Here is a 21,549-nt window from a genome sequence, read left to right on the forward strand (position 1 = left end):
GCGCCTACCGGAAAGGTGCGGCCAGGAAGGCCTCGAAGGCCTGCAACCAGACCGAAAGCAGCAGTGGCGCCGAAACCAGCAGCAAGGCGATGGCGCCAAATGTGATGACCGGGGCGCCGACAAACGCCACCATGAGCTGTGGCATGGCCTTGTTGATGACGCCCAGCGTCAGGTTGTAGATCACCGACATCAGGACAAAGGGCGCCGCCAGGCTGAAGGCCAGCGCGAAGCTCTGCCCGACGCGGTGGCGGCCGGCCTCGGCGACATCGGCCGGGTTGGGAAACTGCATCACCGGCAATAGGTCGTAGGACAGCACCAGGAAAGCGGCGGCCTTGACGTGAAACCCGGTCGCCATCATCAGCGCCAGGGCTGCGGTGGTCAGGATATGACCTATCGCCGGAAGCGGATCGAGGCCGGACTGCCCCATGAGTTGCGACAGTGACGTCGATTGCGCGGCGATGGCCCCGGCAGTCTGGATCGCAAGGATGAACAGGCGCAGCATGATGCCCAGAAACAGACCCGACAGGGTTTCTGTGGCCAGGGCACGCAGGAAACTGCCCAGCCCTGGGGGCGGCAGATCCAGCCCGGGGCCCACGGCAGGCACGACGACGGCCGTCAGCATCAGCGCCAGGATCAGCCGGACCCGGACAGAAATCACCTGTTCACCCAGTCCGGGAAGGGCCGCCAGGGCCGCGCCGACCCGCAGGAAAACCACGAGCGCAGTCCAGAGCGTGCCACCCAGGAGATCCAGCAGGGGCTGAACCGCGATCATGCGGCCACCACGCCAACCAGCGCCGGGCGCGCCTCCAGCCCGATTTCCTCGTAGGACATGACCGGATTGCTCAACCCTTTGGCCACCATGACCGTGCGCAAGAAGCGGCGACGGCGGGCCGAAGTCACGACCGCGGGCGACACCCCACGCTGCCCGGCCTCGCCGATGGTGTCGGCCAGGCCGCTGGTCAGCGCCTCGAACTTTTCCGGCGGCAGGGCAACATCCAGCGCGCCCTGGCTGTTTTCCACCTGGTAAGAAATGAACGTCTCTTCCCATTCGGGTGCCAGTTGCACCAGCGGGATGGTGCCGTCGTCGCGCCGCATCCCGGCCACCAGCTGGAACCCCAGCCGCTGGCGCACGTGTTCGCAGACCACCTCGGGCTGGGTCTGCTGGCCGCGCATCTCGGCGATGGTTTCCAGGATCAGCGGCAGGTTGCGGATCGACACCTGTTCATCCAGCAAAAGCCGCAACACCTGCAACAGCGTGTCGATCTGCACCTTGTCGGGGATGAGCTCGTCCAGCAATTTCTTGTTCGCTTCTGCCCGGCTCTGATTGCTGAGCGATACCATCTCGTCCAGCAGGCGACGCAGGGCCTTGAGCGTCAGCAGCCGTCCGAAGTTGCGCCTGATGACCTCCAGCAGATGTGTTGCCAGCACTTCCGTCGGGGCGACAATCGTGGCCCCGGTGATGGCCGCTTTGTCCTGATCCTCGGGACGAATCCAGCGCGCCGGCGCCCCGTAGACCGGTTCGGTCACATCCTTGCCGTTTGGCAGCGCGCCGTTGTTCTCGGGCACAAGGGCCAGCACGAAATCCGGGTTTAGTTCGCCGCGCGTCATCTCCACCCCGTGGATGCGGACGACATAGGTTCCGGTTGGCAGGGACGCCGCATCGGTCAGCCGGATCTCGGGCAGGATCAGCCCGAAATGCGCGGCGATGTGCCGGCGCATGTTGGCAATGCGGACGTCCAGGCCGGTTCCTGGGTCCAGCACCATGTTGACCAGGTCCGGTGCAAATTCGACATGGATGTCGTCGAGGTCGAGGACATCTCCCATGTGCTGAACCGGCATGGCCCTGTCTTCCTCATCCTCGTCATCCGTTTTTTCCGGTTCTGACGGGCGTTTGGCCAGCCACCATGCCGTCGCCCCGAGAACAGCCGCGCCGAGTATGAAGGGAACGAACGGCAGGCCGGGCACCAGCGCGAACAGGACCATGAGCACCGCAACCGCCAAAAGGGCGGACGGATGGCGCCCCAGCTGGGCCGCCAGCGCCACGTCGGTCGCGCCAGTCGCACCGCCACGGGCAAGCAGCAGGCCTGCGGCAATCGAGATGATGACCGCCGGGATCTGCGACACCAGACCGTCGCCAACTGTCAGGATGGCATAAGTCTCCAGCGCGTTGGCCAACTGCATGTCATGCACGACGACGCCCATGATGATCCCCATCACGAGATTCAGGAGCGTAATCAGCAAACCCGCCACCGCGTCGCCCTTGACGAATTTCGACGCACCGTCGAGCGACCCGAAAAAGGTGGTTTCCTGCTGTTCGACTTCGCGGCGGCGCTTGGCCTCGGCATGGTCGATCGCACCTGCGGACATGTCAGCGTCGATGGCAAGCTGCTTGCCCGGCATGCCGTCCAGTGCAAACCGGGCGGACACTTCGGCCATCCGGGCCGACCCCTTGGTGATGACCGCGAAATTGACGATCATCAGAACGCCGAAGACGACAAGGCCCAGGAAGACACTGCCACCCATGACGAAGTTGGCGAATCCCTCGATCACCTCACCCGCCGCGTTGGTTCCGGTATGCCCCTGGCCGATGATCAGCTTGGTCGAGCTGACGTTGAGAGAGAGCCGCAGCATCAGCGAGGTCAGCAGGATCGTTGGAAAGGCGGAGAAATCCAGCGGCCGCTCGATGAAGAGCGTGACCGTGAAGATCAGGATCGCCAGCCCGAACGAGGCCGCCAGGCCCACGTCCAGAACCCAGGATGGCATCGGCAGGATCATCATGACGATCACCGCCATGAGCGCCACGGCCATGAGGATCGTCGGTTTGAACAGGGTCGAGAGCGACATGATCAATGACCCCCCTGTTGCGACGAGGCACAAACGCAAGGCACCGGCCTTGCGCCGGTGCCGCGTTCAACGTCCGTGTCGGTTCGGTATTCTGCCAGCTTCCAAGAACGCGCCATCTTCCGGCCTCTCCAATCCGTCTGCCCTGCTAACTGGCTAAGGCAGAAGAATTTAGAAACCGTAACGAATTTTACGGGTTGGACGGGACGGCGGTTGCATCGAGAAGGGCGCGCAGGGTCTCACGCGAACGGGTACTGGCATCAAAGACAGCATCGACACCGGCAAGACTGACCTGGGCCGGATCGAAGACCGGTGGCTCCTGCTGCATCAGATCGGCTGCCGGTGCCAGAACGGTGTCGCTTTCGGCGACGTCCTGCCAATCGCCGGAGAGCCAGGCCGAGGTCACCGCCTCGCTGGTCCTGCCCGCATCCGAGAAGATGGATTTTGCAAAGACATGGTCCCCCATCTGGCTGCGTGCCTCGGCCCGCAAGCGCCCCACCTCGTCGCCGCGCTGGCCGATCAGGATGATTTCGGCCTCCTCGGGCCGGCCCAGCGCCAATAGGGCACGGGCTCGGGCGATTCGCGCCTCCGGTGCGCTTGTCGGCTCTGACAGGCTATCGAGTTGCTGCAGGGCAGACTCGGCCAGACCCAGGTCGAGAAATCTCTCGGCAATCGCAATCCCCAGGGCGTCCTGCCCGGGGTCATCCCCGTCGGCGAGTGCACGCGTCGCGAATTTCAGGAAGGTGACATCCTCACCCTTGTCGACAAGGAACCGCATCGCCGTCTGCCGCATCGTATCGGCAATCTCTTCTGGCATGCCGTGCGGCGAGTCCAATTCATCGAACGCGGTATCGAAATGCCCGTTGATCAGTAGCGAACGCACATGGGCCTGCCAGAGTTTCGGCCCATCCTCACTGTTTCGCAGTTCGGTGGCGAAAGCATCCGAAAGTTCGACGATCCGTGTCGGAACCGGAGCATCCGTTGCCTCCGCAAGGTCAATCGCCGCGGCCACGGCCTTTGCAGCCTCCGGTCCGCCGGCAATGGAAAGATCCTGCAACCTTTTGCCCGCTTCCGCAGGATCGCCATCGCGCAGCGCAAGCTGCGCCTTGCCCAGCGCGATGCTGTCCGTCTCATGTCCCTCCATGCGTTGCATCCGACGCAGGACATCGCGTGCGGTATCGGGATAACCCGCGGTGGCAAGATGTTCGACGAGGATCGGTCCCAGGTGGGTCCTGAGGTGTTTCGGCAATGCCTCGAAGCTGCGGAGAATCGCCGAATCCGCGATTTGGGGAGAACCACTTGGCGGAGCAAGCGCGAGAACGGACCAGAGCGCTGCTGGTCCCTCGCAGTGCGCCTGCTGGGAGAAAAGTGACAGGGGATCTCCGTCGCCATCCACAAGATGGGACAGAGCCATCACGACAGGCGCGTCCACCTCTGGCTGCAGCGACAGGACGCTGCGCGCCTCGGCGCCGAACCCGTAGTAGATCAATGCCTTGGCATAGCTCACCAGGGCCTCTTCCCCGATGCGGTCAAACTCGCCGAAGACTGCGCTGCGGCGTTTGGCCAGTGCGTGGTTGGGATCGTCACCGGGCTTTCCCCAGGCCGCGATGGCAAGGCTGCCGGCCGCCACACAGGTGTCGCCACCGATGGAGATACGGCCATTCTGAAGGTCCATGTGATCCAGTCCCGACATGCCGGCAGCCAACCGGCGCGCTGGTTGGTCGGGATCAATCTCGGGCGATAGGCTGGGGGACTTGGGCGCCGGTTCGGCAGGTGTCGGAGCAGGCGCCGGGGATGGTGTCAGCGCCGGGTCCAGCAGACCCTGGGTGGCCGCAATCGCCAGATCAGCCGCGATCTGGTTGCCCAAGTCACGCGCAACTGATGGATCGCGCGCTGCATGATCAAGTCCGGCAGTTGTTGGGTCCACGTCGAGGCGCTGGGCAAGGTAGGGAAGACCAGGGTCGTGCACCGGCTCCGGACCGATCCGGGGAACATCGGCAACGCGGACGCGGGAAAGATCCAGCACGACCGGCGACGGTCCAACGCCCCGAGGCTCCGCAGGTTTCGGCCCAGTTCGGACCGCCTGTGCAAGCGGCACCTCGGAAGCGGAGATATCGACGACCAACATGGTATTCCGCAGCACAAAGGCCTCGGCCGCGCACTGACAGGCAAGCGCAATGTCCAGCCGTCGCCCCCCCTCTGCCACAACGAGGTCACGGATACGACCGGTCCCGATCCGGTCAAAGACCGACGAAGTGTCGAATTCATAGGGTCCACCTTCGATTTCCAGCCCCAGTTGGTTGCGTTCTGCATCCGGGGACAGCGCCCATGTCGTGCCTTCAGGCACCGTCAGCACCAACCGTGTGAATTCTCCGTGTTCGCCGCTGCGCACTGTCACGGTCTGTGCTGACAGAAGCAGGGGCCAAACCGAAAGAAGGATCAGTAGCGCGATACGGATCATGCCGCCTCCTGTTTGACGGATTTCAGCGCATCCTCGAGATCCTCGAAGCTGGGCCGGTAGTGATCCGGCGTGTTCTGGCGTCCGACCTCGATGCAGATGTTGGTTGCGTGGTTATGCAGGTTCGCGACCAGCACTTCGCGGATCAGGTGATAGAAATGCAGGTCCTCTTCGGCAACGGTCTTGACCTTGGCCGCGAACGGACCGACCAGGCCATAGGCCAGGAACACGCCCAGGAAGGTGCCGACCAGGGCGCCGCCAATGAGCTTGCCCAGCACTTCGGGCGGCTGATCGATCGAGGCCATCGTCTTGATCACCCCCAGAACCGCGGCGACGATGCCCAGCGCAGGCAGCGCGTCAGCCATGCTCTGCAGGGCGTGGCTGGGCATCAGGGCGTGGTGCTGCATCGCGTCCAGACGCTTGTCCAGCACCTCTTCGACCTGGTGGGGATCGTCGTAGTTCATCGAGACCGACCGCATCGTGTCGCAGATCAGTTCGATCGCGTGACTGTCGGCCAGGATCTTGGGATACTTGGCAAAGATATTCGACTCCGAGGGCGATTCCACGTGTTCCTCGATGGCAACCGGGTTCTGCCGCGCAAGCCGGATCAGCTCGAACAGCAGGCACAGAAGATCGCGGTAGTCGTCGGGCTTCCACTTGGCACCCTTGAAGACCTTGGCGACATCCTTGATCGTGTGCTTGACTGTCGCCCCGTCATTGCTGATCAGGAAGGCACCGGTTGCCGCGCCTCCGATCATCATGAATTCGAACGGCAGCGCCTTGAGGATGATCGCCAGCTTGCCGCCAGCCGCGAGATAGCCGCCGAAGACCATCGCAAAGATCACAACGATACCAATGATTCCGAGCATCTGCGCTCTCCCGCTCCTGTGCCGCCGCCAACCTGACAGCCAGCCGTTAAGAAAGCCTCAGCGGCCCTTCACATCACCACGAAATCCGCATGCAAGGCACCGGCGGCCTTGATGCTTTTCAGGATGTCGATCATGTCCCGCGGGCTGACACCCAAGGCGTTGAGGCCGGCGATGACCTCGGACAGGTTGGTCCCGGTCGGCACTTCGGCGAGGCCGATGCCCGGGTCTTCCTCGATCAGGGCGCCGGTGCGCGGCACCACGACGGTGTCACCGTCGCTGAAGGGATTGGGCTGGATCGCAAGCGGCGCTTCCTCGATCCGGAGGGTCAGGTTGCCCTGGGACACCGCCACTCGGGAAATCCGCACATCCGCACCCATCACGATGGTGCCCGAGCGTTGATCGACAACGACACGCGCACGACGCTGTGGCTCGACCGCGAGGTTCTCGATGGCGACAACGGCCCGCGCCGGGGACCGGGCGCCACTGCGCTGCAGGTCGACCTGGACCGTCCCGGCGTCCAGCATGGTGGCCGCCCGGCGACCGACGGCCCGGTTGATCACGTCCTCAATCCGCGCGGCGGTGGTGAAATCCGGCTCGCGCAGGGCAAGGCGAAGTGTCGACAATTGCGTGAAATCAAAGGGCACTTCGCGCTCGACACGCGCGCCGGAGGGAATGACACCAGCCGTCGGCACGCCCTGCACAACGCGGGCCGCCTCGCCCTCGGCCTCGACACCGCCGGCGATGATCGTGCCCTGGGCCACGGCATAGATCTGACCGTCCGCCGCGTTCAGCGGGGTCATGATCAGCGTCCCGCCCAACAGGCTTTTGGCATCGCCAATCGCGGAAACCGTGATGTCGATCTGGCTGCCGATCCGCGCGAAAGGCGGCAGCTTGCCCGTCACCAGAACCGCCGCAACGTTGCGCGGACGGAACTGCTCGCCGGTCACGTTCACGCCCAGCCGTTCCAGGATGTTGGACATGATCTCTTCGGTAAAGGGCGAGTTGCGCAGCCCGTCGCCCGTGCCGTTCAGACCCACGACCAAGCCATACCCGACCAGATCGTTCGAACGCACGCCGTCGACCTCGACCAGGTCCTTTATCCGGACCGATTGGGAGGCCGCCGGAAGGGCAAGTGAAACCACTATGACAAAGGCGGTGAAGAAACGTGTCAACATCAGAGGAACTCCGCAAGCGACAGTCGCTGTGACCGCGCGGTGATCGTGTAAAGGCTTTCAAGTTGGGTCCGAATGTTCTCGTAGCGCGACGCGGTGTAGTACTGGTCAGTCCCGACCAGATCGAGGCGCGCGATATTGGTGGCCGTATGCTCTGCCGAGTTGCGCGCCGTGGTCTCTTCGACGCGCGCCTCGAGCGCGCCGAGCCCGGCACGCAGTTCGACCACGTCCTGTTGCGCGGCCAGCAGGTCCTGTCCGGCGGTTGTCAGCATTTCGATCTGCACGTCCTGGGACAGGCCCAGCGTGTCATCGGTGGCCAAGGCCGCCATGATCATCGGTTTCAGGACTTCGCGGAACACGGGATCGGTGGCCCGGATATCGAGGTTCGCACTTTCCGTCTCGCTCAGCTTCAGCGGGGCGAGTCCGGTGTTCGACCCCTGGTAGACCGTGGTTTCATAGGTGCCGCCGGCGCCAAAGAAACTGTCCAGCGCCGCCTCGATCCCGGCCATGTCGGTCTGACCTGAAAGCGCCATGCGCGCAGCGTTCAGCACGTCATCGACGCCTTGCACCGCCTCGCGGTCGGTCGCCGTTCCGGAAAACAGGAACCGCCCGGCAACCGAGCGGTTCAACCCGTTCAGAACCTGTCCCAATGCGTTTTCCGCATCGTCCGACATCGTGTTCAACAGGGCCGAGTTCGGCGTCAGCTCGGCGGCGATCAGCGATTGCGACAGGGTCTCGCTGCGATCCTGAATCTCGTCCAGGGCCGTTTGCATCGTTCCGGACAGAAAGGTCGCCTCTGTCGTATTGACCCTGTATGTGTCCAACCGCGCCAGTGACCGGTCGATGGATTGCAGGCCGGTCAGGTCGCCGTGCAGATGCTGTCCCGCGTCCTTGACGAACCCGGTGGCGACCTCGACCGCCAGCTGGTCCATTTCCTGGCGCAGCCGTACCTGGTTGGTACGCAGCACCAGCGCGCGTGCCATATCCCCGATAACTTCCATCACGGGCCCTCCTTAAATGGACATCAACCGCTCAAGCAGGCTGTCGACCGTCGACATGACCTTGGCGTTGGCGGAGTAGTGTTGTTCGATCTGCATCAACCGCTGCAGTTCCTGGTCCGTGTCCACACCCTTGGACAGTTCCATCTCGGACAGGGCTGTGTTCTGGATCGACACGAATGTCTGGGCGTTTTCCGCCCGCACCCGCTCTCCCACCGCGGAGGAGGCAAATTCCGATATGTGGTTCGCAAAGCTGCGCGCGATGGCAGTCAGACCGCCGGAGGCCGGGACAGTCGAGGCGCTCAGAGCCTCCGAAATCCCCTGCAGCAGGCGGGCATCGCCCACGTCGCCCTGCGTGGCTGCGCCAAGCCCGTCCCGCAGGCGCCATGCCCCACCGCTGTCGGGTGCGACGAGGGCGTTGATCTCGATCCGGCCGGCAATACCGGTTTCATCCGCGGCCACGAAGGCACTGCCACCATCGGTGAACAGTCCCGGATCGGTCGCCGCCAGCGTCGTGTCCGGCCCGCCGGGACCAAGCCGTTCGATCAGGTCGCGGGCGATCCCGTCCAGTTGCGCTTGGCGTTCGACCGCGTCCACGTCGCGGATCTCGAACTGGGCGGCAAGGCTGCCACCGGCGAACATGCTCATGCCCTGGGTATCGACGGGAACGCCGTTCAGCGTCAGGCCCGACAGGTCGCCGTTGGCGAAGGTCATGCCCGGTCCGATGGCATGGTTCGGTTCGAACCCCACCTCGAACGGGCGCCCATCCAGCAGGACGGCGCCACCCCGGGTAAAGACCGCGATGTCACCTTCTTCCCTTTCAACCACCCGCAAGGGCACGATTTCGGCGATGCTGTCGAGCACCCTTTGCCGTTCGTCATAGAAACTCGTCGGGTCGGTCCCGGTCGAGCCGGCCCGAACAATGTTGTCGTTCAGGGAATCCAGCCGCGAGAGGGCGGAATTCAGGGTTTCGACCTGTGCCGCGATCCGGTTATCGGCTGTCTGCCGGGCGGACTGGACCTCATCGCTGAGGCCGTTCAGCGCCCGCGCCAGCGAATCCGCCGTGTTTGCCACCAGTTCCAGCCGTTGTGTCGAGGCCGGGTTGGACGAGGCTGTCAGCAACGCGTTCTCGAAGGCGTTCACGCGGTCGGTCAGCGACCCCGGCGTGCCGGAATCGCCCACCAGGTCCTCGATCCGGCTGGCGAATTCGAACCCGGCCGTCGCATGGGCGAGGGTTGCGTCCGACATCATCCGGTCCCCGGTCAGGACCGGATCGGAATGACGCACCGTTCCGGTGATACGTACGCCGCCGGTGGTGCCGACGGCACCGGGTGCAAGGCCCAGTGTCCGCCGGCCGTACCCCTCGGTGGTGGCGTTTGAGATATTCGTCGACACCAGGCCCGCGGCCCGGGAATTGGCCTTGAGCCCGCTGAAGGCATTGTACAGCGCACCGGAAAGAGACATCTAGCGACCCCCTGAAAAGCTGACGGATGAACCGTCAGCGCTTGATGTTGGTGGTTTCCTGCAGCATCTCGTCGACGGTCTGGATGACCTTGGCGTTCGACGAATAGGCCCGCTGGGTCTGGATCATCGCCGTCAGTTCGTTGGCCACGTCGGTCGAGCTTTCCTCACGCGCGAAGGGCACGACGTCACCGACCGGCCCGTCTCCTGCATCCCAGAGGAAGAAACTGCCGCTTTCCGGCGAGGGCATGTAGATCTGCTTGTCCATCGAGATCAGCCCGTTGGGGTTCGGCACGTCGACCAGGGGCACCTGGTAGATCACGCGCGAGGCGCCGGTATCGAACAGCGCGTGGACAAAACCGTTCTCGTCGATCTCGACCGTGGTCATGGACCCGGCGGCGGACCCGTCCTTGGAGATGTTGAGCGCCTTGAAACTGTCGCCGACCTGGGTCAGCCCGCCGCTGGTGCCGGGCGCGCCGATGGTGATTTCGACCGGGCCACCATTGGTGGTGACGATGATCGTGCCATCGGTGGCATTGTAGGTGCCGCCCGTCGTGGTTGTCACCGTGGACAGCGTGCCGCCGTCTGCCGCGCCGGTGTTGAAGGTCACGGTATATTCGCCAACCGGGTTGCCGCCTGCAGAGGTGGCAGAATCGACGATGGTCATCGTCCATTCGTTCGACGAACCCGTGGCAGGGATCGTCGGCGTGAATGTCACCGTCAGGGTTTCGGACCGGCCCAGGTTGTCAATGTATTCGATCGGCAGGACTTCGGGTGCGCCAGTGGCATCGAAATCGGTCGCCGATGCCGCGAGGTTCGCGCCGAGCGTGATGGCCGTCGTGGGTTCCGAGGTGACCTGGTTGCGGTTGATCCGCACGGGTTCCAGGCTTTCCGCCGTGTCGCGTGCGTAGGAGGCCAACGACCCATCGGAATTGGCCGGCCAGCCCATCAGCAGCAGGCCGGATTCGGTCCGCAGGTAGCCATCCGCGTCGACCCGGAAGGACCCCGTGGTGGTCAGGAACATCTGCGGATCGCCGGTTGCCGCGAATTCCGTCGCCTCGGCGACGGGGATGAACCCGTTGCCGCGCACGGCGATATCGGTTGCGTTGCTGGTGCCCACCAACGCGCCGCTCTGGTCGATGATCCGCGTGGTGGTGGTGCGCACGCCGCCGGCGGTATAGCCGGACCCGTTCGACGCGATCACCATCGAGGAGAAATCCGTCTCGACCCGTTTGTACCCCTTGGTCGCGGAGTTCGCGATGTTGTCGGAAATGGTTCCCAGCCGCGTCGCATTGGCCGCGAGACCCGCAACACCTGCATTGAGGGAAGAGGAGATTGTCATGGACTAGCCTTTCTGCCGTCGCTCCGAATTCACGACAACAGATAAAGGCGTGGGTTTAACGCGGGCCTAACAGGTAAAATCCCACGAAAACTGAGTCAGTTCCTGCGCAGAAAGACAACCTCGATCCGGCTGTTGCGCGGGTCCAGCAGGTTGGAGGTGCTGGGTTCCCGGTCCGCATAGGCCGTCAGGCGCTGCACCCGCGCTTCCTCCAGCCCACGGGCTATGACCAGTTCGCGAAAGACCTCTGCCCGGTCGCGCGATATCTGCCAGGCCGGGTTCTCGGCCAGGACAACCGGGTAGCTGGTCGTATGCGTCTCGATCGCAACCGGGTTGGACACGACATCGGATGCCCGGGCCAGGACCAACGCCAGATCCTTCAGAAGCTGCGTCGGCCGCGCCTCGTCATCGAAAAGCCGGGCCTGCGCGGTCTCGAAGAACTCGATCACCAGGCCTTCGTCCGTCACCTCGGTGACGATGTGTTCCAGCAGCTCGTCGGCAACCATGCTTTCGCCGCCGCGGCCCATCAACAGCTCTTCGACCTTCTTGAATTCGGCGGTTTCCGGTCCTTCGGACACCTTGCTGTCCAGACCCGGGTCACGGCTGCTCTCGGCTTGCGGTCGCAGGCTCGTGGCCCCGGTTCCGACCCTAGGCAGCGTGTTTTCCGCAAAGACGGACTCTCCGCCCAATGCGCCGCTGCCGCCACCCGAAACCCGGGCCACCGCGATCGTCGGACTGAAATAGTCCGCGATCCCCTTGCGTTGTTTTTCCGTTGTCGCGTTCAACAGCCACATCAACATGAAAAAGGCCATCATCGCGGTCACGAAGTCGGCATAGGCCACCTTCCAGGCACCGCCATGATGCCCTTCGCCCGCAATCACCTTTTTGCGTTTGATGATGACTGGCGCGACATTGCTGTCGCCACTCATCATTCCCACCTTTCTCTCACCTGGGTACAGGTTTAGGGGCGGGCGGCTTACCACTCGATTAACGTTTCAAAATGTACCGTTAAAGCGCAGCGCACGCACATCTTGTAGACAAGACGGCAAGGGCGTGCCGATTTTCCCACAATATGGCCCTGGCCGCCGCCTTCGAATGGACAGGGCCAGACGAACACATTAGCAAGGGTCGGGAAACAGTGTTGGCAACGAGGTGGGGGACCATGCCGGGTTTTCACAACGGAAAATCGGGCCTCGTACGGCGCGTCGCGCTTGCGGGCACCATTCTGTCCGCGCTCGGCGGCGCCGTCCGGGCAGAGGAGGGTGTGAACAGCCTTCCGTTCAACCTGTACGGCTCTCCCGGCCTGGTTGACATGCCCACCGCACAGGTGCCGCCAGACGCGACCCTTGCCGGGACCTATGCTCATTTCGGCGGCACATCGCGGACCACGCTCTATTTCCAGATCCTCCCGCGGCTGTCCGGCACCTTCCGCTATTCCGCGATCGAGAACTTCACCGCCAATAATGGCACGCTCTTCGACCGCAGCTTTGACCTCCGCTACCAGCTCCTGACCGAAACCGAACGCCGCCCCTCGGTGGTCGTCGGCATCCAGGACTTCATCGGGACGGGCATCTACTCGGGCGAATACCTGGTCGCGTCGAAAACGGTGTATCCCGGCTTGACGCTGACCGGCGGTCTTGGCTGGGGGCGCTACGGGTCCTACCAGCCCTTTGGCAACATGGGCACGCGGCCGGGCAAGATCACCAACCAGGGTGGCCTGCCCGAAATCGACCGTTTTTTCCGTGGCGACGTGGCCGCCTTTGGCGGGGTCTCCTACTCGCCCAACGACCGCTACACCTTCAAGGTGGAATACTCCTCTGACGACTATGTCGACGAGGTTCAGCGCGGCACATCGAAGAAATCCAGCCCCTGGAACTTCGGTGTCGACTACCGGTTCAAGAATGGTGGGCAGCTTTCGCTATACCACGTCCTGGGCACGGAAATCGGCGCGCAGTTCACCTTTGTCACCAACCCCAAGACCCTGGGCGTGCCCGGCGGGACAGAGCCATCGGGCCTTCCGGTCGCGCCCCGCGCGCCCGGATCGGCTGCGGACCTTGGCTGGACGCTGGACTCCCAGCGCTCGGCTTCCGTCACGGCTTCGCTCAAGAACCTCGCCGCCAAGGAAGGGTTGGAGGTCGAGGGCATCGACCTGCAAAGCAACCGTGTCACCGTTCGTCTGGTGAATCCCAAATACGGTGCCCCGTCACAGGCCTTTGGCAGACTGGCCCGGGTCATGACCCGAGTCATGCCAGCCTCGGTCGAGGTGTTCGAGATCGTGCCCGTGGTCAACGGCATGGCGATGTCCGCCGTCACCTTCCGCCGGTCCGACCTCGAGCGGCTGGAACATGATGCCGCCAACGAGATGCTGGCCCGGACCAACTTCGGCGACGGCTTTGGCAAGGCGCCACCGCCGGATGACGGCATCTACCCGAAATTCACCTGGGCCATTTCACCGTTCGTGCAGCTCTCGGTCTTTGACCCGGACAACCCTGTGCGTTTCGACGCGGGTCTGCGCGCCTCGGCGGAATACGAAATCACGCCGAACCTGATTGCCAGCGGGTCGATCACCAAGAAGCTCACCGGCAACCTCGACAAGGTGAAACGCCTCGACAAGTCGAACCTGCCGCGCGTGCGCACCGACCACGCCCGCTACTCGGAAGAAGGCGATCCGGCGATCGAGTACCTGCAGCTGGCGCACTACGGACGCCCGGCCAAGAATGTCTATTCCCGCGTGACGCTGGGCTACCTTGAACAGATGTACGCCGGTGCCTCGGCCGAACTGTTGTGGAAACCGGTCAACAGCCGTCTCGCACTGGGGGCAGAGCTGAACTACATCCAGCGCCGTGACTTCGACCAGCTCTTTGGCCTGCAGTCCATGACGACGACGGACCCGGTGACGGGCGTCAAGCGCGAGATCCCCAACGTCAACGGCCATGTCTCGGCCTACTATGCCTTCGGCAACGGGTTCCACGGACAGCTTGACGTGGGCCGTTACCTGGCAGGCGACTATGGCGCGACGGTCGCTCTGGACCGCGAGTTCGCGAATGGCTGGCGCGTGGGTGCCTATGCCACCTTTACCGATGCCTCCTTCGAGGACTTCGGCGAAGGTTCGTTCGACAAGGGCATCCGTTTCACCATGCCGCTGGCCACCTTCTTCGGCCAACCGTCGCGGCGCCGGAACGATGTCCTGATCCAGTCGCTGTCGCGGGACGGCGGCGCGCGTCTGAACGTCAACGGGCGTCTCTACGAACAGGTCCGCGACTACCACAAACCGGACGCTGTCAATTCTTGGGGAAGGTTCTGGCGATGACCCGGCGCAGCATTACACGCATCGGCCTGGCCCTGACGGCGGCCCTGGCCCTGGTTTCCTGCGGCAACGCGAACAAGGACACGGCAGCTATTCTCAAGCAGTTGCCCAAGGCGATCTTTTCAAAGAAGGAAGCGCCCAAGCCGCTGACACCGCAGCAGATCGCCAAGGCACTGGGGGCCACAACGGATTCCGTCTACCTGTTCGAACTGGAAAGCCGCGACAAGGTTCAGGTTCTTCTGCAGAACATCCAGCGCAATGGTCCCTACCAGACCTACGGCAACCCGGCCCGCCAGGTGATCGTCCTGCGCGATGGCATGATCACGTCAACCCGTGGCCTGGGCGGTGACCTGATGTCCTCGGAAGAGGACCAGTTGCTTTCCTACGTCAAGGCACGCCGTGAAGGCCGGGTCAGCTATGACCAGCGTTTCCTCACGCCCGAGGACGTGACCGAGATACACCGCTACACCTGCTACCTGACGACGGGTGGCACAGTGCCCGTGGCAGCCGGGCTCGTCCGCGCCAGCGGGCAGCTTGTGACCGCCAAGTGTACCGCCGCCGACGGCATGTCGCGCGATTTCACCAATGCCTACGTTGTCGGCTCTGATGGTTACATCTACAGCGGCAAGCACTGGCTGGGCAGCTATATCGGCTATGTGAACTCGCAGGTTCTGCGCCGCTGATCCTCAGCGGCGCCGGTGCATGGACACCCGCCGGAAAACCGTCGCCCACATCAGCCGTTGATCCGTGCAGGGATTGCGCCGCGCCGCGTACAGGCGATCCAGGCGCGCCTTGCGCGGGATGCAGCGGCGACAATAGACCTCTTCGGTCTCTTCCGCACTTTCAGTCCGCGCCAGCAGGCGTTCCTCTGTCCTGTGATAGGCCATCGAAGCCATCCCCGTGATCCCGGGCCGTTCCTTCAGCACCTCTGCATAGATCTCGGGGTATTTCTCGACGTATCGGCGCAGCGGCGCGCGGGGGCCGACAAAGCCCATGTCTCCTCTCAGGATATTCCAGAGCTGCGGGAGTTCATCCAGCCGTTTGCGCCGCAACCAGGCACCTGTCGGCGTGATCCGGCCGGACTTGGACGGACCGGTGACGCCGGCATCGGCCGGGTCATTCTTCATCGTCCGGAACTTCCACAGCAAGAAGGACCGCGTCGGGCTTTTCATCCGTTCGGAGCGATAGATGATTGGCCAGCCATCGTTGCGCCAGACCACGACCGCCACGTAAAGAATGAGTGGTGAGAGCAGCACCGTCATCCCGATTGCATAAAGGAAATCAAGCGTATGCAGCAGGGGCCGCCGCGTCCTCATGGCCAGGTGCCCCCCGCTTGGGCGCCCTTGACCAGGTGATCCGCTGCAGCCGCCCCAGATGGCAGAGCAAGGATCCGAGACAGCCGGGACGTGTCCAGCCAGACCTTCGGCACCGCCGTCTCGGGGGCGACGCGCCAGTCGATGGTGCAGCCGGCGGCGCGGGCAATTTCCCCCATTTCCGTCGGCACGGGCGCGGCAACATTGTACGTGCCCTCGGCGGTAACGTCTTCGACCAGCGCCTCGATCACGCGCACAAGGTCGGGCGGGGCGATATAACTGCGCGCCGGGCTTGACCCGTCAGGAAAGCGATCCAGCGTGATCCGCCCTCCGGGGCGCAGATTGGCAAAGAGACTGTCAGCCCCCGCGACGTTCCCGATCCGCAGGATGATATTGCGCGGCCCCTCGCCACTGGCGCTTTCCTCAATCGCCTTTTCCATCGCCAGCTTGGCACGGCCATAGTCCGAACCGGGACAGGCCCGGTCAGCTTCCGAAACCGGGCTTGTCCCCGGCCGATAAACCGCGGCACTCGAGCAATGCAGCACCACCCCTGCGCCCATTGACTTGCCCAGGTCCAAGGCCGCCAAGGCAAGTCGCGAATTATCGTCCAAGTTGCATCCAGGCCGCGGCGTCACACCCCAAAAGGCAATCACTGCGGCCACGTCTTCGATCATCGGCAGAGGTCCGCCGACCTGCCAGACAAGGCCCCCATGCCCTTCCGAACGGTAGACCGGAACCAGAGAAAACCTGTTGAATTGCCATAAAGAGCATAGCATTCGGCCAAGTTTTCCACTGGCACCCATCAGCAGGACCTTGCGGGATTGCTGTGTTCCTGCCACGGTTTGACCCTCAATTCGCTTTCAATCGACCGTCAGACTGTCTATCAGCGGATTGAACCGCTAGAAAGTGTCAAACACCGGTTGGGGGACTGGAGTGTCTGCAAAACTGAGACTTATCACCCTGTTGGCCGCCGTTCTTGCCTTGGCGGCGTGCAGCCTGCCGCGCGGCGCGGCGATCCAGTCCGAGGTACTCAACCAGAAGGACGCGGAAAAACCGACTTTCCAGGTGATCGAAGTCACCCGTGAAAATGTTCCCGGTCTTGCCACATGGTCCGCCAGCGGCTGGCACGGGCACTACCATTGGCCGAATACCAGCCACGGCAGCAGTTCCTCGGTCATCCGAACCGGCGACCGCATCGACATCATCATCTGGGACAGCCAGGATAACTCCCTGCTGACCAGCCCCGGCGAACGCTTTGCCGAGATCAAGGGTGTCGAGGTCGACTCGCAGGGATCAATCTTTCTGCCCTACGTCAACAAGGTTGGCGTGCGCGGCCTGACCGCGACCGGCGCCCGTGCCAAGATCCAGGAACGGCTGGCACCGATCCTGCCGTCGGCACAGGTTCAGCTTAACCTGCAGCAGGGCCGTGATCACACGGTTGACGTGGTCGGTGGCGTCGGCAAACCCGGTGCCTACCCCCTTCCGTCGAGAAACTACAAGGTTCTCAACTTGTTGGCGGATTCCGGCGGCGTGATGCCGGATCTGCGCAACCCCCGAATCCGCCTGCTGCGCGGCTCCAAGACCTACGAGATCTCGGTGTCGCAACTGCTGTCGGACGGTTCCAAGAACGCGCTCCTCCTGCCCCGAGACACGGTTGTCATCGAACAGGATGACCGCAGCTTTACCGCCCTTGGCGCCAGCGGGATCGAGAACCTGATCTATTTCCCCAAGGATTACGTCACCGCGCTTGAGGCCGTGTCGCTGATGGGCGGCCTGTCCGATACCCGTGCAGATCCCAAGGGTGTCCTGGTGCTGCGGGAGTATCCCGCCAAGGCCATCAGTCCCACGGGGCATGGCCCAAGGATGCAGCAAGTCGTGTTCACGCTGGACCTGACCACCGCCGACGGTCTCTTTGCCGCGCGCAAGTTCCAGATCCAGCCCGATGACACCGTGCTTGCCACGGAAAGCCCGATCACCTCGGCGCAGACAATCTTTGGCATGGTCGGGGCGGTGCTGGGCGTGTCGGCCCAGGCGAACGCCATTTCGAACTGACCTCTGGCGGACGCGTTCAGCGTCCGCATTTTCACACATCGCGGGACAAGGGCGGGACATGGGTCTCATTCGCTTTCTCGCCGAAAACGCGCGCTGGCTGTCCGCCGGCGCGCTGCTCACGTTTCTGTCGAGCTTCGGCCAGACCTTCTTTATTTCGATCTTTGCAGGTGAAATCCGCGAAGGATTCGACCTCAGCCACGGGCAATGGGGTGGGATCTACACGATCGGGACCAGCGCCTCGGCGGTGGTCATGGTCTGGGCAGGCGCGCTGACGGATCGGTTCCGGACCCGCGTGATCGGGTCTATCGTATTGATTTTGCTGGCAAGTTCCTGCCTCTTTATGGCCCTGAACGCATGGGCGGCCCTGCTGCCGCTGGTGATCTTCGCGCTGCGGTTCTGCGGCCAGGGCATGGCCAGCCACACCGCCGTCGTCTCGATGTCGCGCTGGTTCGTTGCGACGCGGGGCAAGGCGCTTTCGGTCGCTGGCCTCGGCTTCGCCCTGGGTGAGGCGCTGCTGCCGGTCAGTTTCGTCTCGCTCATGCTGGTGATGGACTGGCGCTGGCTTTGGGTGGCCGTGGCCTGTGTCAGCCTTGCGGCAGTCCCTGTTCTGCTGCTGTTGCTGCGCCGGGAACGGACGCCACAAAGCCATGCGGAAACCGATCATTCCGTGGGCATGGACCAAAGGCACTGGGCCCGGCCCGAGGTGCTGAAACACTGGCTGTTCTGGTTCATGGTGCCGGCCTTGCTGGGGCCGCCGGCCTTCAACACCGCATTTTTCTTTCAGCAGGTGCACTTCGCAGAGGTCAAGGGATGGTCCCACCTGGAGCTGACCGCCCTGTTCCCGATCTACACGGCGGCGGCGGTCGGCGCGATGGTCATGGCGGGCGGTCTGCTGGACCGGCTGGGGACCGGGCGGCTGATCCCCTGGTCGCAACTGCCCATGTTCGTTGGGTTTTTCTGTTTCGCCCTGGGTGATAGCCTGGGCTGGACCTTGGTCGGACTGCTGTTCGTGGCGATGACCACGGGGGCGACACATACCCTGCCCAATGCCTTCTGGGCAGAGTTCTACGGCACCCGCAGCCTGGGCGCGATCAAGGCGATGGCGGCGGCGGTGATGGTCTTCGGCTCTGCCATCGGGCCGGGGATCACCGGCTACCTGATCGACTTCGGCGTGGGGATCGAGACGCAGTATATCGGCGTCGCGCTCTATTTCCTCTTTGCCACGGCGATGATGTGGGTGGGGGTTTCGCGGGCACGGAAGATGCTGTGACGCGGCCCCGAAGTTTGTACAAAACGTACGTTTTGTACGTCGTTTCCGGCATTTCGTACAAAGCGGCAAGACATCGTTAACCCGGCATCCACGCAGGGCCCGGAACAAGCTCAGCGGCGGCGCTTGAGATAGACGTAATAGGCGCCCTCGCCGCCGTGCTTGCGGTGCGATTGCGAGACCTGCAGGACGGCCCCCGCCAAGGGCGGCATCTGCAACCACATCGGCACCTGCGTCTTCAGGACACCGCGGCGGCGGGGCATGGGGTCATAGGGGTCTTCACGCTGGCCCTTGCCCGTGATGACCAGCACCAGCCGAAATCCCCGGGCATGGGCATTCAGGATGAACTGCGCCAGGGCGCCATGCGCGCGGTCCACGGTCATCCCGTGCAGGTCGATGCGGGCCTCGGGCACCAGCTTGCCGCGCTTGAGCCGGGTAAAGGCCTTGGCGTCCATACGCACCGGCGCCTCGTGCAAATGGTCGGCGGTGGTTTTCGGAAAGACATGGGTCTGGGTCCGCGGCGCGGATTTGTCCCCCATCGTAAAGGGCGACAGCGGATCGCGCGGCGTCTCCTTTCCGGAGGACAGCGGTTTTGGCTCGGGTTTGGCCTCTTCCGACTTGCGGGCGGGCCGCTTGTGCAGCGGATCTGCGGTTCGGGCGACCTGTTGCCAGAGCTCCTGCTCTTCGGGCCGTAGCTTGCGCCGCCGGGTCATTGCACCGGTTCGGGCAAGAGCGCATAGGCGCGCTGGATCGGCATGAGAACGATCATGCGCCCGCCGTCCTTGGTGCGCCCGGCAATGCGGCCGGCGTCGTCACCCGTTCCATAGAAAATATCGGCCCGCTGCGCCCCCTTGATGGCAGAGCCGGTGTCCTGGGCGATCATCAGCCGGTTCATCGGGTCGGCGCCCGCCTTTTCGATCCAGACCGGCGCACCCAGCGGCGTATAGCGGGGATCGACGGCGACCGAGCGCAGCGGCGTGATCGAGCGGTTCATCGCGCCCAGCGGTCCTTTTTCCGGCGGCACCTCGCTGACCTCTCGGAAAAAGACATAAGCCGCGTTGTGATAGAGCAGTTCACGCCCCGCGACCGGGTTGCGCCGCACCCAGTTGGCGATGACCTGCATCGAGACCTGATGCGCAGTATAGACACCGCGCCGCACCAATTCCCGGCCGACGGACCGATAAGGGTGGCCATTGGCGCCGCCGTAGCCCACGCGGATCATCCGCCCGTCCGGAAAGCGGATACGGCCAGACCCCTGGATTTGCAGGAAAAACAGCTCGACCGGATCATCGACCCAGGCGATTTCAAGGCCCCTGCCCTCCATCACCCCGGAGGTGAGCAACTGGCGCCGGGTGAGCCAGGGACGGCTGGCGCGCGCCTCGGGCGGCATCTTGTAGACCGGGTATCGGTAGGTGCTGCTGCGGTAGGGCGCGCCGTTCAGTTCAGGTTCGAAATAGCCGGTGAACAGCATTTCCGCCTCATCCTGGATCAGGACCGGGCGGAACAGCAGTTCGAAGAATCCGCGCGCGTCATCGGTTTCGCGGGCCAGGCCGCACAGCGCGGACCAGTCCGGATCGTCGAGATCGCCGCAGGTTTCCAGAAAGGCGGCAAGGGCCGCAGCATGGTCATCCTCGGCCCATCCCTGCAGATCGGCAAAATCCAGGATGTCATAACGCGGCCCCGTCTCTGCGGAGGCGGGGCCGGTCATGAGGGATATCGCAAATGTGATCGCAAGGAGAAGGCGCGTCATTCGTCCGTGGCGACAAGCTGCCAGTTGGGGTCATCGCTGCCCATGTTGCGGGCATAGGTCCAGACGTCTTTCTGACGCTTGACCGCGGTGGGCGATCCTTCGATCACCTCGCCCGTCGCATCTTTGACGACCGAGGTCAGCTCGCCGACATAGCGCACGGAAATCTCGGCCAGTCGCGAGCCTTCGTCAAAGGTGGCATCGGCGAGCGTCAGTTCACGGACACCGATGAATTCGGCCTCGATGGTCAGGCCCTGCTGTTCACGCTGTTCCACGACCTCGGCAAAGGTTTGATAGACGTCATCCGCGAGAAATGGCCGCAGGTCTTCGATATTGCCGCGTTCAAAGCCCATGAGGATCATTTCATAGGCCCCGCGGGCCCCCGAAAGGAACTCGGACACCGAGAAATGCGGCTCGATCCGTTTCATCGCGGCGAGGGCCTTGGCGGCGTCGCTGTCCTCGGCGACGTGGTCGATGATGTCATGGTCCGGGCCGCCTTCGATCACCTCGAAGTCGCGTGCGGAACGGCGGCGGTCGTCGTTTGGCGCCGGAGCTGGCGGCTTTTCGAACCCCTCCCGGGTGCCCAGCACGCTCCGCAGGCGCAGAACGAGAAAAATGGCGATTCCGGCCAGGACCAGAAGCTGGAGGATGGGAGAGTTCATCGGCACCTCTTTGCAGGCAGCGTTTAAAGATCTTGCTTGCATCCTTATGTAGGTGAGGCGTTG

General features: G+C 63.6%; 18 protein-coding genes. 4 read left to right on the forward strand and 14 right to left on the reverse strand.

Annotation, left to right across the window (positions count from 1 at the left end; genetic code table 11):
• Window positions 1-4: 4 nt before the first annotated feature.
• The 9 genes from G9Q80_RS27285 to G9Q80_RS27325 form a co-directional block, all read right to left on the reverse strand.
• Complete coding sequence (locus G9Q80_RS27285; protein WP_069211181.1) at window positions 5-772, reverse strand: flagellar biosynthetic protein FliR; 768 nt, start codon at window positions 770-772, stop codon at window positions 5-7.
• Window positions 769-2,844 (reverse strand): flagellar biosynthesis protein FlhA, encoded by a 2,076-nt coding sequence (gene flhA / locus G9Q80_RS27290; protein ID WP_088716000.1) that lies wholly within the window; start codon window positions 2,842-2,844, stop codon window positions 769-771. Before flhA ends, G9Q80_RS27285 begins: the two co-directional genes overlap by 4 nt.
• Window positions 2,845-3,031: 187 nt before the next feature.
• Window positions 3,032-5,302 carry a hypothetical protein gene (locus G9Q80_RS27295; RefSeq protein ID WP_088715947.1) on the reverse strand — a complete coding sequence of 757 codons (2,271 nt, stop codon included), beginning with the start codon at window positions 5,300-5,302 and terminating at the stop codon, window positions 3,032-3,034.
• Window positions 5,299-6,168: a flagellar motor stator protein MotA gene (gene motA / locus G9Q80_RS27300; RefSeq protein WP_088670029.1), complete on the reverse strand. Its 870-nt coding sequence runs from the start codon at window positions 6,166-6,168 to the stop codon at window positions 5,299-5,301. Before motA ends, G9Q80_RS27295 begins: the two co-directional genes overlap by 4 nt.
• Before the next feature lie 68 nt (window positions 6,169-6,236).
• Window positions 6,237-7,343 (reverse strand): flagellar basal body P-ring protein FlgI, encoded by a 1,107-nt coding sequence (locus tag G9Q80_RS27305; RefSeq protein ID WP_088715948.1) that lies wholly within the window; start codon window positions 7,341-7,343, stop codon window positions 6,237-6,239.
• A complete protein-coding gene (locus tag G9Q80_RS27310; protein WP_088715949.1) occupies window positions 7,343-8,341 on the reverse strand; it encodes a flagellin in 999 nt (332 codons plus the stop codon). The genes G9Q80_RS27305 and G9Q80_RS27310 overlap by 1 nt, the downstream gene beginning before the upstream one ends.
• 12 nt (window positions 8,342-8,353) lie before the next feature.
• Window positions 8,354-9,802 carry a flagellar hook-associated protein FlgK gene (gene flgK, locus G9Q80_RS27315; protein WP_088715950.1) on the reverse strand — a complete coding sequence of 483 codons (1,449 nt, stop codon included), beginning with the start codon at window positions 9,800-9,802 and terminating at the stop codon, window positions 8,354-8,356.
• 34 nt (window positions 9,803-9,836) lie between these two features.
• Window positions 9,837-11,141 carry a flagellar hook protein FlgE gene (locus tag G9Q80_RS27320; RefSeq protein WP_043142880.1) on the reverse strand — a complete coding sequence of 435 codons (1,305 nt, stop codon included), beginning with the start codon at window positions 11,139-11,141 and terminating at the stop codon, window positions 9,837-9,839.
• 95 nt (window positions 11,142-11,236) lie between these two features.
• The gene (locus tag G9Q80_RS27325; RefSeq protein WP_043143130.1) at window positions 11,237-12,067 is read right to left on the reverse strand and encodes a flagellar motor protein MotB; all 831 of its coding nucleotides are present in this window, start codon (window positions 12,065-12,067) and stop codon (window positions 11,237-11,239) included.
• Window positions 12,068-12,300: 233 nt separating this feature from the next.
• Between G9Q80_RS27325 and G9Q80_RS27330 the strand changes: the two genes are divergently transcribed.
• Both G9Q80_RS27330 and G9Q80_RS27335 read left to right on the forward strand, forming a co-directional pair.
• Window positions 12,301-14,448, forward strand: coding sequence for a YjbH domain-containing protein (locus tag G9Q80_RS27330; RefSeq protein ID WP_082024660.1), 2,148 nt, complete (start codon window positions 12,301-12,303; stop codon window positions 14,446-14,448).
• Window positions 14,445-15,128, forward strand: coding sequence for a YjbF family lipoprotein (locus G9Q80_RS27335; protein WP_088715951.1), 684 nt, complete (start codon window positions 14,445-14,447; stop codon window positions 15,126-15,128). Before G9Q80_RS27330 ends, G9Q80_RS27335 begins: the two co-directional genes overlap by 4 nt.
• A gap of 3 nt (window positions 15,129-15,131) precedes the next feature.
• On the opposite strand, the gene G9Q80_RS27340 is transcribed toward G9Q80_RS27335, so the two are convergent.
• Together G9Q80_RS27340 and G9Q80_RS27345 are read right to left on the reverse strand one after the other, a co-directional pair.
• The gene (locus G9Q80_RS27340; RefSeq protein ID WP_088670026.1) at window positions 15,132-15,761 is read right to left on the reverse strand and encodes a sugar transferase; all 630 of its coding nucleotides are present in this window, start codon (window positions 15,759-15,761) and stop codon (window positions 15,132-15,134) included.
• The gene (locus G9Q80_RS27345; RefSeq protein WP_088715952.1) at window positions 15,758-16,561 is read right to left on the reverse strand and encodes an NAD-dependent epimerase/dehydratase family protein; all 804 of its coding nucleotides are present in this window, start codon (window positions 16,559-16,561) and stop codon (window positions 15,758-15,760) included. Before G9Q80_RS27345 ends, G9Q80_RS27340 begins: the two co-directional genes overlap by 4 nt.
• 130 nt (window positions 16,562-16,691) lie before the next feature.
• Between G9Q80_RS27345 and G9Q80_RS27350 the strand changes: the two genes are divergently transcribed.
• Both G9Q80_RS27350 and G9Q80_RS27355 read left to right on the forward strand, forming a co-directional pair.
• Window positions 16,692-17,810, forward strand: a complete 1,119-nt coding sequence (locus G9Q80_RS27350; RefSeq protein WP_223306218.1) for a polysaccharide biosynthesis/export family protein — start codon at window positions 16,692-16,694, stop codon at window positions 17,808-17,810.
• Window positions 17,811-17,868: 58 nt separating this feature from the next.
• Window positions 17,869-19,080 carry an MFS transporter gene (locus tag G9Q80_RS27355; RefSeq protein WP_088715953.1) on the forward strand — a complete coding sequence of 404 codons (1,212 nt, stop codon included), beginning with the start codon at window positions 17,869-17,871 and terminating at the stop codon, window positions 19,078-19,080.
• A gap of 110 nt (window positions 19,081-19,190) precedes the next feature.
• On the opposite strand, the gene G9Q80_RS27360 is transcribed toward G9Q80_RS27355, so the two are convergent.
• From G9Q80_RS27360 to G9Q80_RS27370, 3 genes are read right to left on the reverse strand one after another with little or no spacing between them, the layout of a single operon-like run.
• Window positions 19,191-19,790 carry a Smr/MutS family protein gene (locus tag G9Q80_RS27360; protein WP_088715954.1) on the reverse strand — a complete coding sequence of 200 codons (600 nt, stop codon included), beginning with the start codon at window positions 19,788-19,790 and terminating at the stop codon, window positions 19,191-19,193.
• Window positions 19,787-20,827, reverse strand: a complete 1,041-nt coding sequence (gene mltA / locus G9Q80_RS27365) for a murein transglycosylase A (RefSeq protein WP_088715955.1) — start codon at window positions 20,825-20,827, stop codon at window positions 19,787-19,789. Before mltA ends, G9Q80_RS27360 begins: the two co-directional genes overlap by 4 nt.
• Entirely contained in the window at window positions 20,824-21,486 is a 663-nt protein-coding gene (locus G9Q80_RS27370) for a Tim44/TimA family putative adaptor protein (RefSeq protein ID WP_069211174.1), read from the reverse strand. Before G9Q80_RS27370 ends, mltA begins: the two co-directional genes overlap by 4 nt.
• Between the last annotated feature and the right edge of the window lie 63 nt (window positions 21,487-21,549).

Origin of the sequence: Mameliella sp. LZ-28 (genome assembly GCF_012274245.1) — a bacterium.
Classification (GTDB): Bacteria; Pseudomonadota; Alphaproteobacteria; order Rhodobacterales; family Rhodobacteraceae; genus Antarctobacter; species Antarctobacter albus.

Coding starts and splice junctions, on each gene's coding strand:
- G9Q80_RS27285 (WP_069211181.1), bottom strand. CDS start 772: ATGATCGCGGTTCAGCCCCTGCTGGATCTCCTGGGTGGCACGCTCTGG.
- flhA (WP_088716000.1), bottom strand. CDS start 2,844: ATGTCGCTCTCGACCCTGTTCAAACCGACGATCCTCATGGCCGTGGCG.
- G9Q80_RS27295 (WP_088715947.1), bottom strand. CDS start 5,302: ATGATCCGTATCGCGCTACTGATCCTTCTTTCGGTTTGGCCCCTGCTT.
- motA (WP_088670029.1), bottom strand. CDS start 6,168: ATGCTCGGAATCATTGGTATCGTTGTGATCTTTGCGATGGTCTTCGGC.
- G9Q80_RS27305 (WP_088715948.1), bottom strand. CDS start 7,343: ATGTTGACACGTTTCTTCACCGCCTTTGTCATAGTGGTTTCACTTGCC.
- G9Q80_RS27310 (WP_088715949.1), bottom strand. CDS start 8,341: ATGGAAGTTATCGGGGATATGGCACGCGCGCTGGTGCTGCGTACCAAC.
- flgK (WP_088715950.1), bottom strand. CDS start 9,802: ATGTCTCTTTCCGGTGCGCTGTACAATGCCTTCAGCGGGCTCAAGGCC.
- G9Q80_RS27320 (WP_043142880.1), bottom strand. CDS start 11,141: ATGACAATCTCCTCTTCCCTCAATGCAGGTGTTGCGGGTCTCGCGGCC.
- G9Q80_RS27325 (WP_043143130.1), bottom strand. CDS start 12,067: ATGAGTGGCGACAGCAATGTCGCGCCAGTCATCATCAAACGCAAAAAG.
- G9Q80_RS27330 (WP_082024660.1), top strand. CDS start 12,301: ATGCCGGGTTTTCACAACGGAAAATCGGGCCTCGTACGGCGCGTCGCG.
- G9Q80_RS27335 (WP_088715951.1), top strand. CDS start 14,445: ATGACCCGGCGCAGCATTACACGCATCGGCCTGGCCCTGACGGCGGCC.
- G9Q80_RS27340 (WP_088670026.1), bottom strand. CDS start 15,761: ATGAGGACGCGGCGGCCCCTGCTGCATACGCTTGATTTCCTTTATGCA.
- G9Q80_RS27345 (WP_088715952.1), bottom strand. CDS start 16,561: ATGGGTGCCAGTGGAAAACTTGGCCGAATGCTATGCTCTTTATGGCAA.
- G9Q80_RS27355 (WP_088715953.1), top strand. CDS start 17,869: ATGGGTCTCATTCGCTTTCTCGCCGAAAACGCGCGCTGGCTGTCCGCC.
- G9Q80_RS27360 (WP_088715954.1), bottom strand. CDS start 19,790: ATGACCCGGCGGCGCAAGCTACGGCCCGAAGAGCAGGAGCTCTGGCAA.
- mltA (WP_088715955.1), bottom strand. CDS start 20,827: ATGACGCGCCTTCTCCTTGCGATCACATTTGCGATATCCCTCATGACC.
- G9Q80_RS27370 (WP_069211174.1), bottom strand. CDS start 21,486: ATGAACTCTCCCATCCTCCAGCTTCTGGTCCTGGCCGGAATCGCCATT.